The sequence below is a fragment of the Seleniivibrio woodruffii genome (genome assembly GCF_004339245.1).
Lineage (GTDB): Bacteria > Chrysiogenota > Deferribacteres > Deferribacterales > Geovibrionaceae > Seleniivibrio > Seleniivibrio woodruffii.
In genome coordinates this window covers 855,779-870,746 of record NZ_SMGG01000003.1, presented here as the reverse complement: position 1 = coordinate 870,746, position 14,968 = coordinate 855,779, and the positions used below count along the sequence as shown (strand labels likewise).

Here is a 14,968-nt window from a genome sequence, read left to right as displayed (position 1 = left end):
CAAAATAATAAGTAGGAACCCGGATATTAACCTTAAAAATGGAAAAAATGTGCACCTGCACTTAAAAGACCCTTTTTTGCGCTTAAAAATTTATGCAGGTTCACACCAGAAGGCGGACACGGAAAACGCCGTTTTCTATCCTGTACACAACTTCGCCGTCATACTTCTTTGCAAAGGCGGCAACGCTTTTGGTTCCGATGCCGTGCCCTTCCCTGCCTGCTATCGGATATCCTTCCTCATCAAGAGCAATATCACCTGTGCATGGGTTTTCAATCTCCAGCAGAAGACGGCCGGCACTGCGGCAGATAAAGCGGATATAAGGCTCTCTGCCTATTGGCAGGCTTTCGCAGGAATGGATGGCGTTCTCCATAAGGTTTGAAACCACCATGGAAAGCTCCAGCCCATCAACACTGAGCGCAGCCGGGATATCCAGAGTGACCTCCGCCGGAATGCCCCTCTGTTCCGCAATGGCCGTATAGTGGCATACTGCGGCATTAACTGCGGGGTTTTCGCAGAAGACCCTGCCGATCTTCGGTACAGACTGATTCTGACTTTGCAGAAGTGTGGCGGCCTCCGAGGTCTGCCCCTGTTCCAGAAGTTCAAGAAGAACGTTGTTGAAATGCCTTCTGTCATGGGCGGTGCGGCTGTTCTGCGCTGCAACCTCTTCCATCAGCTTAAGCCTTTCCGACATTCCGTCTGCCGCCAGCTGAAGATATTCTCTCTCCGTCTGAATGGACTGATTCTCCTCACGCATTTCATACTGCTTCGTGATGGTTTTCAGCGAATGAATGATGGTTACATAAACCGACAACCCCAGAAGGATTAGAAGAAGCAGCTGAACGTAATTGTTCATCAGTGTGTCTTTGATATCGCCGCCGAAAAAATAACTGAGAAAACATGCGAAAAGAGCAACGATGGGAAACATATATATGTGCCAGTAATCCAGCACTTTCCGGTACAGTTTTGAAACCCATTTATGGAAAACAAAAATGGTAATCGAAAACAGTATCAGCCGCAAAACTATATGGCCGTATTTGGGATAAGGAAACGCACGACTGAGAGTGAAGCTTAAAAATACAATTGCGGCGTGTATATTAAGCATTGTGATGTAGCTGAAACACCACTGCATTATCTTATCGGTAAAAAGCGGCTTCATGACAATCCCGATGAACAGCAGCATCGCAAGATTTACATAAAATACCGAAGTGTAATCCTCTGACAGATAAAAGTAGTAGTTTGCACTAAGGTTCACCGCAATTATCAATGCCGTGGCGACAATATACACGGCTCTGCTTTTATATTTCGGCATAGCCATGGTCCAGAGCAGAAACACCAGCATTATGTCGGTGGTCACAGACCGTAGTATGTCAGGAAAATACTGCATCATCTGATTTTTCCCCTTGCCGCAAGATAGTCCATATAGGCATCTCTGACGGCCGGATATCTCTTTGCGGCAATGGGCACATTCCTGCCGCCGCAAAGCGTGAAGCTGTCTTTGGCAAAACGCTCAACCCTGCGCATATTTATCACAAAAGAGGTGTGGCATTGCAGAAAACACCTGTTGCTGAGCACAGGCGAACAGTATTCTGAAAAATTCTCTCTGAATGTCCGGCTGAATATCTGTTCCCCGTTTGTCAGGGTAAAAATGGCGGCGTGGCTGCTGTATTCACAGCAAACTATGTCAGACATTCTGATAACACGCAGACTGCCGGAGGTTTTCACTGTAAAGGTCTGATCACAGGAAAGGTCAGCTTTTGAGACAGCCAGCTTAAGAGTGTCGAAAAGCTGCTGTCTGTACACTGGTTTGAGAAGATAGTTGATGGGGCTTGCGGCATATGCCTGCAGGGCAAACTGGGGTTCTGTTGTGGCATAAATGATCTGAGCCTCGCTGTCGAGGCGGCGGATCTCTTTGCCCAGTTCCAGCCCGCTGACCATAGGCATAACGATGTCCAGTATGTAAAGATGGAAGCTGTCACGCTCAATGGCGGTCAGCAGGGCATCCGGATGGGAAAACTCCGTCAGTTCGGCATCAAGACCGTTTTCGGCCAGAAACTGATCGGTCAGTGAAGTCATATTTTGCAGATCGTCCGGCATATCATCACAGATCGCAATACGAATCATCAGTTCGCTCCGTCCTGAATAACACAATCAAGCTATCGTATTTGTATTATTGCAGTAACTGATGCAAAATAGCAACGCCTAAACTGCTGTCTGAAATTTATCAGTAATTTTTAAGATGCATACAGGAATCCGCCACTATAGCTATTAACAATTCTTAACTTTAAACTAACTAACAGACAGTCTAGGCATACTCCACCGATTCGTCGTAGCAGCTTTCGGCTCTCTGTTTGCACTGATCCACAATTGTTTCGATCTCAGCCTTATATCTGTCTATTATCTTGATCATATCAGGATCGATGTTCTCTGCGGCATATCGGTCGATGATATCGAACGCCGTGTCGATGCTCATTCGTTTTCGGTAGGGTCTGTCTTCCATCAGGGCTGAGATCATATCCGAAAAAGCGATTATCTTTGTTCCGGTGTCTATCTCCTCTCCCTTAATGGCAAAGGGATATCCGTTACCTGTCAGTCTTTCGTGGTGGTGTTGAGACCATTTAACAACGTCTCTGAACCACTCCGACGAATTAAGCTCGCTCAGTATCTGGCCGGAATAGTAGCAGTGGAGCTTCACCATGTTATATTCCTCGTCGGTGAGCTGCCCGCATTTTTCTATATACGCTGTGTCGATGCCTATCTTGCCTATGTCGTGGAAATAGCCCGCTATGAGCAGTTTTTCGCACATATCATCATCCAGTCCCAGAACCTGCCCTATGAACTGCGCCAGCCGCCCCACAGTGTACGCATGTCCGGCGGTGAATCTGCTTCTGAAGTCGATTATCCTTGAGATTGTCAGTGCAAACTGATCGATCTGTTCCCTGTTAAGCTCTATGGAGCTAAGGAAATTCATCCGGGAAAACAGCTGTTCCATGGTCAGGTTATTTATCTCGATCCAGAAGATATCAGCTCTGGAGACCCTCTCGAAAGCATCGCAAACGTCCGGATGAAACACTGTCCCCTTCTTTTCCAGTATAGATGCCGTAACCCTAGCCTTCTGGTTCAGAATGAACTGATCCGGTGACAGATAAATGTCCACTCTGTCGGCAAGGTGGATTATATGGCTCTGGAAGCGTATCTCCTCGTTATATTTGCCCGCATCTTCATAGCGGATGTGGTGGTGTCGGATTATTTTTGCTATTCCGGAGAATATGTCGAACATGGACAGCATCTTATAGCCCATCAGGCAATGTGGCGACGGATTCTCCACATCCTCTTTGATGAGAGTGTCCCGCTCCTGAACGGACAGAGCGCCGATGTCGTGCATTGCCGCCGCAACAACCAGCTCGGCTATGTCGCCGCAGGGAAGCCCAAGCTCTTTGCCTATGTGATATGAAATTACGGCTGTCCTTCTCTGGTGGGATTTCAGAAGATAATTAAAACTGTCGATGGCTTTTATGATGGGAAATGCGAGCTCTTTAAGGGATATTTTATCCATATTGTGCTCCTGAATAAACCTGAAAATTTTGAATATGTAAAATTATAGCACAAATGGGATACGCCGCTCAAATAAATCGGCGTTAATAATAGATGTGATAAGCCAGCCTGAAACTGTCCTCCCCTCTGATCTGTTTTGAATAGGTGGCCGATACTGCGCTGTCCTTGCCTGTGTATCTGATAAGCTGAGATGAAAGTTCGCCGTCACGGTTCAGCTCTCCCGAAAGGGTGTCGTAGTGGTCGGCTTTCAGCAGCAGCTTTGTCCGGCCCTTCTGAACCATATATCCGGCCTCAATCTCAAATGCGGCGGAATGATCATCCTCAAAATCAGGATTATACTGCAGTTTCAGCCCGGCCAGCCCATAAACAAGTCCGCCTAAAACCCTGTATGCCTTGCCTGAAGAAGGTCTGAAAAATGCGGACATGCTGTCCGTTTCGTCAGAATATTCCAGCCCGAAGTTAACCCGCCACGAAACGGGATTGAAAAGCTCGTTAACGGGCGCAAGGGAATAGATGTCAACCAAGCTCAGCCTGCTGAGAACCGTTTTATTTTTATAGTGTCTGGCAGTGAAATCGAAGAATGCAAGGGTCGAACCCTGCAGGTAGCCCTCGTCGCTGTCTTCGGGCATGTGTATGGCCGGATGCCAGTTTATCTCCTGAAACACCCCGTCGTCAGTTGACCCGACGCCCAGCTTAAGCCTTGCCGTTTTGTGCCCCAGCAAAGGCTCAACAGGCACGGGAACAACATTGTCATATTTCTCTTTTATTGCCGCACGCTTTTTAAGAACGGAAATCAGTTTTGCGGAATAGAGTTTCCTATCCTCAAGATTCCTGTTGGTGAAAATGGTGTATTCCGTCCAGAAATCCAGCAGCTTTGCCTTGTCACTGTCGTTCAATCCGCTGTAGTCAACAAGCTCGCCCTTTTTCAGCGACTCAACTGCCGCCGCATACACAGGGCTTTCTTTATCTTTCAGAATATTAAGCATTCTGGCCGACTGCGAAGGTCTGAACGTCATATCGCCCAGCAGTCCGTTCTCTTTCAGAAGCAGTATGGTGTCGATGGGGATGACCCAGAGAAACTGATCTGTCAGGTGCACATCAGGCCTTGCGGCCTCTATTATAAACAGGAGGTTGTAGGAGCAGTTCTCATCGAAAAAGTAATAGCGTGACCATATTCCCTTTATCTCGTATACGTGCAGAACAGCTTTTCTCGTCTCCTGAGGTGTCAGATTCAGCTGATATTCCCAGATGTCCCTCTGATTCTTGTTGTCATATTCCTTTATCTTCTCGTGATATGCCAGAATCTGCGTCCGGCCGGCATAAAGCCCCGTAAGCCCCTTCACGGCATATTCTATTCCGTTGTCGTTTTTGTTGTAGTCTGCGGCATAGGTTACAGCGGACGAAACCAGACTGGTGTCCTCTGCGGAATCGAACCTGAGAAGGGTATGGCCGAACATGGATGCGGGACCGTTCATCTGGTAGAAAGGAAATATTATGCTGACTTTGTCGGTTCCCACCTGCTGAAGAAATTCGTTCAGCTCAGAACATTCGTCAAGCCGCAGTTCGTCCGCAGGCCTGCCAAGCTGTTCCGACAGAAAAAGTGCCCTTGCCGGAAAGCGGCAGGCGACGTTTTCGCCGTCTTTGTTTTCATAAAGCTGTCTGTAAAGCTCTTTAAGTTCCGCATAGCGGTCGTGTTTGCCCTCAGGCGAAAGAAAAAAGGTCTCATCGTCAACAAGACTTCTGTCAGAAAGCCAGCCGGAGTTATAGTGCAGAAGCACCGACCACTCCCTGAGTTCTGAGATTCTTTTCAGATCGTCCTGTGCATGTGAACTGAAAAAGGGAAGAAAAAAAACAGATAGAAACAAAAGGGTACGCATTGCTGCGCACCCGAATGTTACAGTCTTAGATTTCAGCATAGATGGCATCGACAACATCTGCATACTCAACGTCAGCTGAGGAGTAGATGGAATCGAATTTTGCCTGGAGTTTCTGACCGAAAGCTGTTGTGTCTTCAACACCCATAAGGCTTGCCAGTGTGTCGAGGGTTTCGCCCTGACCTTTAGCGATGTCAAAAGCGAGGCTGTCCATGTTTGACTGGACGAAAATGTTTACTTTTTCGCTGGAAGCGAATTTAGCGGGCTTTTTGCAGCCCAGTGTTCCGGATGTGATACCGAAAGTCTGGTTACCGGATGTGCCGTTGGTCGTAACAGCGAACACCTGCATAAGGACAGTGTCCTTTTCAGTGATGATCTGAGTTCCAAGACCACAGCCAACGTTGTCTGCATAAGCGAAGTTAGCGACAAAAAGAGCCGCAGCAGTAAGGGTTAATATTTTTTTCATTATTACCTCCTGCTGCAGTATTACACATTGAAAATACTTGTCAAGGAAACTAATAAAAAAAATTAATAAAAACTTTTTATTATCATATATCCAGGAATATTATATCACCTGCAGTTCCCCGTGAAGTGCTCCTGCGGCCTTGATAGCCTGAAGTATGGAGATCATGTCTCTGGGGGTGACTCCCACAGAGTTGAGCGCCTTCACCAGATCGCTGATGCTGAGGGCTTCGGGAATTATCATAAGCTGTGCATTCTCCTCTTTAACCCCGATTGCGGTCTGTTCGGTCTTCTTCTCCTGTTCCGTTTCAATTGTGGATTTTATTGTGATGGTGAGGCCGCCGTGGGATACCGCAACCGTGTTTATGCGCACGTCCGCACCCATTACTATGGTTCCCGTCCTTTCGTCTATGATTACTCGTGCAAGGTCGGCAGGCTCAATCTCTGTATTCAACACCTTGTCCATAAAGGCAAAATAGTTGGCTTTCTGAGCTTCGGGAACGGTTATGGTTATTGTCGAGGGGGATGATATGTCTGCAACGGCCGTTCCTGCGGCGGTGTTAATGGCGTTTCTGGCCTTCACCAGATTCGCCAGATTGTTCTCTTTAAAGTTGAGCACAATGTTCTTTCTGTCCATTTCGAACTGAACCTCCTGCTCAATTATGGCTCCGTTGGGTATTGTGCCCACAGTGGGATGGTTTTTGACCGCACCTGCACCCGAAGAGGAAACGTTCATTCCGCCGACGGATATAGCCCCCTGAGCCACTGCGTATACCGTGCCGTTTGATGCGCTGAGGGGGGTCATCAGCAGTGTGCCGCCCTCAAGGCTTTTGGAATCGCCAACGGAGGATACTATCACATCCATCCTTGAACCCGTCCTTGCGAAGGGCATCAGTCTGGCGGTGACCATCACCGCCGCAACGTTCTTAACCTTCATCGAGTCTTTGGACACGGAAACACCCATGCGCTCCATCATGTTAGCAAGTGACTGGATCGTAAATGAACTGCCGCTCTTGTCGCCCGTTCCGTTCAGCCCCACCACGAGACCGTAGCCTATGAGCTGGTTGTCCCTTATGCCCTCAACGTTGGTTATATCCCGCACTTTCACCAGCGAGTGTGCATTCTGCGCAAACAGAACCGCAAGAAGCACCAGTATAAATCTTTTCATATCAGCCTCCTCATTGCTTTTCCAGCAGAACCCGCCTGTTCTGCATGTAGGTTCCCGTGAGTATCATTCCGCTCTGAATGTTCAGCACCTTCACTTTTTTGTTAAGGTATGCATCCTCAAGGAGCGTTCCTGTCATATTCTTCGGTTCGTCCTTCTCATCGTTCATCAGAAACACCGGAGAGCCTTTCGCCGCATCCGGCCTTCTGTCCGCCAGATTCTCCGTTACAATCCTTCCGGCGGCTATTGTAACTCTGGCAAAATAGCCGTCGATGCCGTGGAGAAGCCCGCCTCTGGCTCTGGAAAGATCCACTTTTTTCAGTTTCACATTCTCATCCGTCAACGGTTCGCCCCTCTCTATCTGCTTAACGGCCACATATGACATGGCATATGCCGTTATGGATACGCTGTAGGTATATTTGCGCACGCCATTGTCCAGCGTAACGGAGATATCGCCGAATCTGTTTCCGGGTATATCTATGCTATACTGCATGTTTTCCGGCAGATAATACGCTCTGCCCATCCTTATGGCGTCTATCTCAATCTCCATCTCCGGATACATTATGGTCAGCAGGTTCTTCATGTCGGCCTTAAGCCTTTCGGCTGTGAGAAGCACACCCTTGCGCTTGAATATCATCTCACGGGGCTGTTCGCCCTTGAGACCGTATTTCGAGATAAGGGTCTGGCTCATGAGCCTGTTGATTATCTTCACCTGCCCGTAGTCCAGCCCGCAGACCACATCCTCCTCTATGTCCGTGCCTTCAAACACGTCCGAAACGGCGATGCAGTCCTTCTCTATGACTATCTCGTTGCCGATGTATGTGAATCCGCTGAAAATGACCATTGCGGAGAAAAGAAACAGAAGCCTTACCATTGCCTTACCTTTTTAAGTTATTAAGTATCTGGAGCATCTCGTCCGAGGTCTGGATTGCCTTGGAGTTTATCTCATAAGCCCGCTGTGCGGTTATCATGTTCACCATGTCCTCGACAACGCTGACGTTGGACATCTCAAGGGTTCCCTGCTCCACAGTGCCCAGATTCCCTTCGCCGGGGGTTCCCGTGACCGCCTCGCCGCTGGCCCCTGTGGGCGTATAGAAGTTCTTGCCGATGGACTTAAGCCCCGACGGGTTGATGAACGTTGCCAGTTCTATCTGGCCGACCTCCTGCGGCTGATTCTCACCGTTGATGGTGACGCTTATTGTGCCGTCCTCGCCTATGGCTATTGAGGATGTGTTGTCAGGAATTGTCACCGCCGGTTCCAGCAGGTAGCCGTTCTCGTTGGTCAGGTTGCCGTTGGCATCTATCTTTAAGGAGCCGGAGCGGGTATAGCCTATGTCGCCGTTTGGCAGGGTGAACTGAAAATATCCTGCACCCTGAATCGCAAGATCTGTCTGAACCTCCGTTGTCTGGAGGCTGCCCTGAGTATGCACCTTTTCCACTGCGGCAATCTTTGTACCCAGACCCACCTGAATGCCGGTGGGATGAGAAAGTCCGGCGGCCGAATAGCTTCCGGCGGCTTTCAACTCCTGATACATAAGGTCTTCAAAGAATGCTCTGGATTTTTTGAACCCCATGGTGTTCACGTTTGACAGGTTGTTCGAGAGCACATCTATGTTCATCTGCTGTGCCGTCATGCCCGAAGCGGCCGACCATAATGATCTCTGCATGTCTTCTCCTTGTCTTCTGCCGCAGGACACACCTTCACTGTGCCCCGCTTTAGGGAATTGAATCAGGGTTTCCGCCGCCGGATGCACGGATATTCTCCGGTTATCCGGCGGTCTGTTTCCCTTTTACTCTGCCGCAGAAAAGCGTCGGCATTTTGTTCCGATTATGCTTTTATGCGTCTTTTTCCGTTAAGATCTAAGACGTCTTCTGAGAGGCGGCCATAAGAGCCTTTGCACTGTCGGACAGTGTCACCTTGTCATAGCTCTGCTGGGGTTCCGCCTGAGCAGGTGCTGTTTTCACACTGGGTTTATTCTGAACCGAATTGACCTGTGTTGGCTGTAACGAATTTGCTACCTTCATGTTTTCCTCCGTCTGGGGTGGTCTTTTTTATATGCACATCTCTTGCTCAAAGAGAATACATTCTTTCTACACAATCACTTATCACATGCCTTACGCATATATAAAGAGCAACATCCGTGCCATTTTCATATTTTCCGACCGATGTCAGGCGGCAGTTTTTTCAGGAAAAATTTACCTTCGTGCGGAAAAAATGACCTCCGCAATTTCATCATATTTTCTACATACATGAGTAGTTTACATCATTTCTACACATTTGGATTATTTCAAGAGCTTCGGTAAGCTGAGATTCTTCGCTACACTCAGAATGACGGAATGCTCACCGCCCAAGCCCCCATGTCACCCTGAACGTAAGTGAAGGGTCTCATCAAATGAGATTCTTCGTTGCACTCAGAATGACGAAGTGCTCGCCACCAAAGCCCACACGTCACCCTGTAACAAAAAAAAGCCCGACAGGCAGAACGCCTGTCAGGCTCATGAGTATCCGCCGGACGGGTGGCGAAATATATTATAAAGGCGATATCCAGCCCAGAATGGACAGGAGCCATCCCGGTATGCTGGCAAGGGTCAGCTGGCCTTTTCCGTTGTAGGATATCTTAGTATCGGCCAGATCAGTTGAGTTGATGGTATTCTCCAGATTTATATCACGCAGGCGGGCTATGCCGCTGAGGGTTATCACCTGCTTTTCGTTGTCCACCAGAATCTCCTTGTGCCCTTCCAGAACAACGTTGCCCGACGGCATGACCTCAACCACCCTTGCGGACATGGTTCCTGTCACAGTGTCCCTTTTGCTCCTTTTTCCGCCGCCCTTAAAGTTGCTGGAGGATTTGGCGTTCGTGTTGTATTTGCTCAGGGGTATTCCGAAGATGGAGTTTGCAACGCTGTTGGAGGAGCTCTCCTTGGTGGTGTCAGTGTTAACCGAGTTGGTGGAGAATGAGGATTCCATAATATTAATGGTGACTATCTCGCCTATGCTTCTGTTCTTATAGTCCAGAAAGAGACTGCTGTTCGAGCCGCCACCTGTCCAGAGCGAGGGTGTGGAGTTCAGCTTTTTCGCCTCCGAATCCTTCCTGTATTCCTCAACCTCTTTTTTGTAGCTTTTGTTGATTGCATCGTTGTTGAGTGTCGGACCTGTTGCGCATCCTGCCATTGCCAGAACCGCAGACATCATCACAATTAATCCATGTTTTTTCATTGCCCAGCTCCGTATCGTTTCTGAATACGGAGAGTATCAATAATCGTGCCTAAACGGCCTTTTGAAATGTGTTTTGTTTGTGTACTCAGGCGCTGAAGTCTATGGTGGAGCCTGTGGAAGCACCCTCCACGGCGTTGTTCACCCCTTCGGGGGTAAGACCGGCAAGAACGGAAGGGGCAGGCTGATATTCCTGAACTTCCTGCGGTTCATCGTCGGATAACAGATCGGCCACTTTTGAGCCGACCTCATAAAGAATCTTTCCGGCCGAAACCACCGTTCCCGCCATTGCAAGTGTAGTCAGGTCCATAGAGTGCCTCCATGAACTATATATCGGTTCCGGAAATGATTACTCAACAGCACCTTAAGAAAAACACTGTGTAATTATTGTGTTGATAAACATAATAAATCCATCATCCCTGCTCGGCTTCCGCATCCTCTTCCCTGTGTTTGACCGTGGCGAACAGTTTGTAGGCAAGAGGGACTATCAGCAGGGTCAGAACGGTTCCGAAAAGCATCCCGCCAACGATCACCCAGCCTATCTGGTGGCGGCTCTCCGCTCCTGCGCCTGTGGCAAGCGCCAGAGGCACGGAACCCAGAACCATTGCCGAAGTAGTCATAAGAATAGGCCTGAGCCTCAGTGTGGCCGCTTCAACAACAGCCTCCGCCTTGCTCAGTCCCGTCAGCTGGAGCTGATTGGCAAACTCAACGATAAGTATCCCGTGTTTGGTTATAAGCCCTATCAGGGTTATTAGCCCTATCTGGCTGTAAATGTTCAGAGTGTTTCCCGTCAGCTTCAGTGCCAGAAGCGCACCCGCCATTGACAGGGGAACAGTGAACATGATGATAAGCGGATCAACAAAACTTTCGAACTGTGCCGAAAGCATCAGGTATATAAAAAGTATGGCAAGGATGAATGTCAGCACCAGACCGCCGCTGGACTCCCTGAACTCCCTCGATTCGCCGTCATAGTCCACAGAATAGTTATCGGGGAACATCTTTGCCGCAGTTGCATCCAGATAGTCCAGAGCCTCGCCCAGAGTGTAGCCGGGGTTAAGACTTCCGCTGATTATGGCCGAGCGTGCCCGGTCGAAGTGGTTCAGCGACTGCGCAGTCACCCCTTCATTTATGGTTATGAGGTTTGAAAGCGGGATCATAGCACCGGAACCCGAACGGACGTAGAGCCTGTCCAGATCCTGCGGAACTGTGCGCATGCTGTCCTCGGTCTTAACGATAACGTCATACTGTTCGCTGTCCATTTTGAACTTTGTTGTGGTGCTTCCGCCGAACATGGTCTCAATGGCGCGGTTAACGTCCTCAACGCTTACCCCCATGTCTGCGGCCTTGTCCCTGTCCACAGCCACCTTAAGCTCAGGTGTGCTCAGGCGCAGGTCGGAACGGACGGATGAGAGCATGGGGCTTTGCCCTACTTCCTGAATGAACCTGTTTGCCATGTCGTTCAGTTCCCCATAGGATGCGGTGGTCTTTATTACGAACCGCACAGGCTGACGGGAGGCCGAAAGCCCAAGGGAGGGCGGGTTTACGGGAAACGCACGGACATCGGGTATCGCCGCCATTTTTGGGGCAAGTTCCGCCGCTATCTCCTGCTGTGTTCTCTCCCTCTCATCCCAGAGCTTAAGCCTGAGAACCGATATGCCGTCGGGCACAACGGGTGTTCCCACACGGGTCTGAACGGCTGTTCTTTCGGGAATGGTCTGATATATCGCTTCAAGCTTTTTCGCCGCCTCCATAGAATACGCAGGAGTTGCACCATCGGGGCCTGAATATATGCCGAATATTACGCTTCTGTCCTCAAGTGGAGCCAGTTCCTTAGGCAGTCCTTTCAGAAGATACCAGCCGCCCGCCAGAACGGCCATCATTACCAGTGCGCCGGGGATCCATGAGCGGATGGATGCAGAAAGAACCTTTCTGTACATGGCGTCAACCCAGTCGAAAAAGCCGTCCATCATCCGGTTGAACCGGTTCTTATGATGTTCCTCTTTCAGCATTTTCGAACACATCATGGGTGTCAGCGTCAGGGCAACAAAACCCGAAACCACAACCGCACCCGCAAGGGTTATTGCGAACTCAGTGAACAGTTTCCCCGTTCTGCCCTGTGTGAGGGCAACGGGAATATACACTGCCGCAAGGGTCATTGTCATGGCTATGATGGGGAGAGATATCTCCTTCATGCCTGTCAGGGCGGCGTTCAGAGGCTTTTTGCCGTTCTCTATGTGCCTGTGGATGTTCTCAAGAACAACGATTGCATCGTCCACCACCAGACCCACCGCAAGCACGAACGCAAGCAGTGTCAGGGTGTTGATTGAGAATCCCAGCGCCCACATTATTGCGAACGCACCCACCAGCGACACAGGGATGGTCACCAGCGGAATTATCGTTGAGCGCAGGTTGCGCAGGAAAAGGAATATGATTATCACAACCAGAAGCACAGCCTCTGTGATTGCGCTGTAAACGTTTGATATAGAATGGTCAATGAAAACCGAAGAGTCGTAGGTTATAAGAAACTTCATGCCGTCGGGCAGATTTGTGTTTATCTCCTCTGAAACCTTTTTCAGGTCTCTGGAGATATCCAGAGGGTTTGCGGTGCTCTGCTTCACAAGCCCCATGCCTATTGCGTTCTCTCCGTTCAGTCTGTATGTGCTCCGCTGATCTGTCGTGCCCAGTTCGACCCTGCCAACGTCTTTAACCCGCAGAAGATATCCGTTCCGCTGTGCAATAATGACGTTTGCGAACTGCTCCGGACTGCTCAGCCCCGTCTCCGCCAGAACGGAGAACTCACGCTCTTTGCCCTCCACCCGTCCGCCTGGAACCTCAAGGTTCTGAGCGGAAACCGCATTTCTCACATCCTGAACAGTCACGGCGTTTGCCGCCAGCTTATCGGGATCCAGCCATATCCGCATGGTGTAGCGGCGTTCACCGAAAATGTTCACCATGGCCACACCGGAGATAAGCTCTATACGCTTAACAAGGTTTCTGCTGATATAGTCCGATATCTCTGCGGGAGTATGCTTTGTGCTGGTCACCGTCATGAATATGATGGGGGATGCGTCCGATTCCACCTTGGTGATGACGGGTTCGTCGGCCTCGTCCGGCAGAGATCCCCTGACACGCCCCACCCTGTCACGAATGTCCGCAGCGGCATCACCCGGGTCAACGTTCATGTTGAACGTAACGGTGATGTTGCTCCGCTCCTGCCTGCTCTGTGAGGTTATGCTCTTTATGCCGTCGATGCCCGATATACGATCCTCTATTACCTTAGTAACACGGCTCTCTATAATATCGGGGCTTGCCCCTGTGTAGTCGGTGGATATTGATACGGTCGGCTCGTCTATGTTCGGATATTCCCTGATGGGCAGTTCATAGTAGGCTACAAGGCCTATCAGGATGATAAGAAGACTCATCACCGTTGCGAGAACGGGTTTTCTGACTGATATTTCGGATAATTTCATGTAGATGCCGCCTAGTTGGATTTATCGGCGGCTTTAATTTCCGCATCGGGTCTCAGCCTGTCCTGACCTTTTACAACCACCTTCTCGTTCCCTTTAAGGCCTGAAACAATCTCGACCCATCCGGCGGTACGCCTTCCGGTGGTGACGGCGGCAGGTCTGGCCTTCCCGTCAACATCAAGCATTACGCTCTTGCCGGATGCGGAGGTCATTATGGCCGATTCGGGGATAACCATCGCCTTTTCGGGAGCACCCGAAGCTATCGTAAGCTGTACGAACTGACCGGGGCGGAGAAATCTGCCGGAGTTGTCCACCAGCCCTCTGACCGTAAGGCTCCGGCTTGCCGTATCTATGGCGGGATCTATGGCATATATTCTTCCGGAGAACTCTCTGTCGGGATATGCGTCTGTTTTAAGGGTGAATCTCTGTGAAGGCTTTATCTTCGGTGCTTCCGTCTGGGGTATGTTGAACTGAATTTTCAGCTTTGATATGTCCTCAAGGTTGACAATGGCTCCGCCCGGCTGAATGTAATGTCCGGCGCTCACCTGTCTCAGTCCCGCCGTTCCGCTGAAAGGGGCTTTTATGGCTGTTTTGTCAAGCTCAGCCTTTGCCAGCCTGACAGCCGCCTCACTGCGCTGCCAGTCGGCATATGCAGAATCCCTGTCCTGTTTTGAAACGGCATCGACACGGCTCAGTTCGTCAGCCCTGCGGAAATTTGCCTCGTTAAGGGCTCTGTCGGTCTCGGCCTTGTCCAGCTCGGCTTTCAGGGTTGAATCATCCAGCCGCACAAGCACCTGTCCGGCCTTCACATCCTGTCCCTCGCCGAAAAATATTCCGGTTATCTTGCCTGCTCTTTCAGAGGTTATCACCACGGATTCGTTTGAAAGCAGTGTGCCCACCGCAGTCAGGGTATCCCTTATCTCACGGTATGACGGAGAGGCTGTTTCAACTGCTGCCGGCTGTTTCTTTTCGGCTGATTTCTGTGCGTCTTTCTGCTCTCCCTGCACCTTTGCGCCGGGAAAAAAGAAAGCAGCGCAGGCAGCCGCAACAGCAACAGCCCCAAGAATGGTTTTAACGAGTCCGGGGTTCTTCCAGCCGGAAGAAATTCTCTTATCTCCGCTCATAACAATAACCTCTGATCAGTAGTAATAATTATGATAGCCAAAGGGCAAGAAAATTCATAGCTTAATCATAAATTGAACGGATTACATAATTTTATGTACAAAAATGACTT

General features: G+C 49.7%; 13 protein-coding genes. All 13 read right to left on the bottom strand.

Annotated features, from left to right (window positions below; all coding sequences use genetic code 11):
• Positions 1 to 100: 100 nt before the first annotated feature.
• Positions 101 to 1,387: a sensor histidine kinase gene (locus tag C8D98_RS04155; RefSeq protein ID WP_132872300.1), complete on the bottom strand. Its 1,287-nt coding sequence runs from the start codon at positions 1,385 to 1,387 to the stop codon at positions 101 to 103.
• The gene (locus C8D98_RS04150) at positions 1,384 to 2,121 is read right to left on the bottom strand and encodes a LytR/AlgR family response regulator transcription factor (protein ID WP_132872298.1); all 738 of its coding nucleotides are present in this window, start codon (positions 2,119 to 2,121) and stop codon (positions 1,384 to 1,386) included. Before C8D98_RS04150 ends, C8D98_RS04155 begins: the two co-directional genes overlap by 4 nt.
• 181 nt (positions 2,122 to 2,302) lie before the next feature.
• Positions 2,303 to 3,553: an HD domain-containing phosphohydrolase gene (locus tag C8D98_RS04145; protein ID WP_132872296.1), complete on the bottom strand. Its 1,251-nt coding sequence runs from the start codon at positions 3,551 to 3,553 to the stop codon at positions 2,303 to 2,305.
• Positions 3,554 to 3,635: 82 nt separating this feature from the next.
• The gene (locus tag C8D98_RS04140; protein ID WP_165871180.1) at positions 3,636 to 5,468 is read right to left on the bottom strand and encodes an Lnb N-terminal periplasmic domain-containing protein; all 1,833 of its coding nucleotides are present in this window, start codon (positions 5,466 to 5,468) and stop codon (positions 3,636 to 3,638) included.
• A complete protein-coding gene (locus tag C8D98_RS04135; protein ID WP_132872293.1) occupies positions 5,455 to 5,892 on the bottom strand; it encodes a DUF3015 family protein in 438 nt (145 codons plus the stop codon). Before C8D98_RS04135 ends, C8D98_RS04140 begins: the two co-directional genes overlap by 14 nt.
• A 99-nt stretch (positions 5,893 to 5,991) precedes the next feature.
• Complete coding sequence (locus C8D98_RS04130) at positions 5,992 to 7,056, bottom strand: flagellar basal body P-ring protein FlgI (RefSeq protein ID WP_132872291.1); 1,065 nt, start codon at positions 7,054 to 7,056, stop codon at positions 5,992 to 5,994.
• Between the two features lie 10 nt (positions 7,057 to 7,066).
• Positions 7,067 to 7,927, bottom strand: coding sequence for a flagellar basal body P-ring formation chaperone FlgA (flgA, locus tag C8D98_RS04125; protein ID WP_132872289.1), 861 nt, complete (start codon positions 7,925 to 7,927; stop codon positions 7,067 to 7,069).
• A 4-nt stretch (positions 7,928 to 7,931) separates the two neighbouring features.
• The gene (gene flgG / locus C8D98_RS04120) at positions 7,932 to 8,720 is read right to left on the bottom strand and encodes a flagellar basal-body rod protein FlgG (protein ID WP_132872287.1); all 789 of its coding nucleotides are present in this window, start codon (positions 8,718 to 8,720) and stop codon (positions 7,932 to 7,934) included.
• A gap of 193 nt (positions 8,721 to 8,913) precedes the next feature.
• Positions 8,914 to 9,078 (bottom strand): hypothetical protein, encoded by a 165-nt coding sequence (locus tag C8D98_RS13700; RefSeq protein ID WP_165871179.1) that lies wholly within the window; start codon positions 9,076 to 9,078, stop codon positions 8,914 to 8,916.
• A 505-nt stretch (positions 9,079 to 9,583) separates the two neighbouring features.
• Positions 9,584 to 10,270 carry a flagellar basal body L-ring protein FlgH gene (locus tag C8D98_RS04115; RefSeq protein ID WP_132872286.1) on the bottom strand — a complete coding sequence of 229 codons (687 nt, stop codon included), beginning with the start codon at positions 10,268 to 10,270 and terminating at the stop codon, positions 9,584 to 9,586.
• An 85-nt stretch (positions 10,271 to 10,355) separates the two neighbouring features.
• Positions 10,356 to 10,577: a hypothetical protein gene (locus C8D98_RS04110; RefSeq protein ID WP_132872284.1), complete on the bottom strand. Its 222-nt coding sequence runs from the start codon at positions 10,575 to 10,577 to the stop codon at positions 10,356 to 10,358.
• Positions 10,578 to 10,680: 103 nt separating this feature from the next.
• Positions 10,681 to 13,737, bottom strand: a complete 3,057-nt coding sequence (locus tag C8D98_RS04105; RefSeq protein WP_132872283.1) for an efflux RND transporter permease subunit — start codon at positions 13,735 to 13,737, stop codon at positions 10,681 to 10,683.
• Positions 13,738 to 13,748: 11 nt separating this feature from the next.
• Positions 13,749 to 14,858: an efflux RND transporter periplasmic adaptor subunit gene (locus C8D98_RS04100; RefSeq protein WP_132872281.1), complete on the bottom strand. Its 1,110-nt coding sequence runs from the start codon at positions 14,856 to 14,858 to the stop codon at positions 13,749 to 13,751.
• Positions 14,859 to 14,968: the final 110 nt, after the last annotated feature.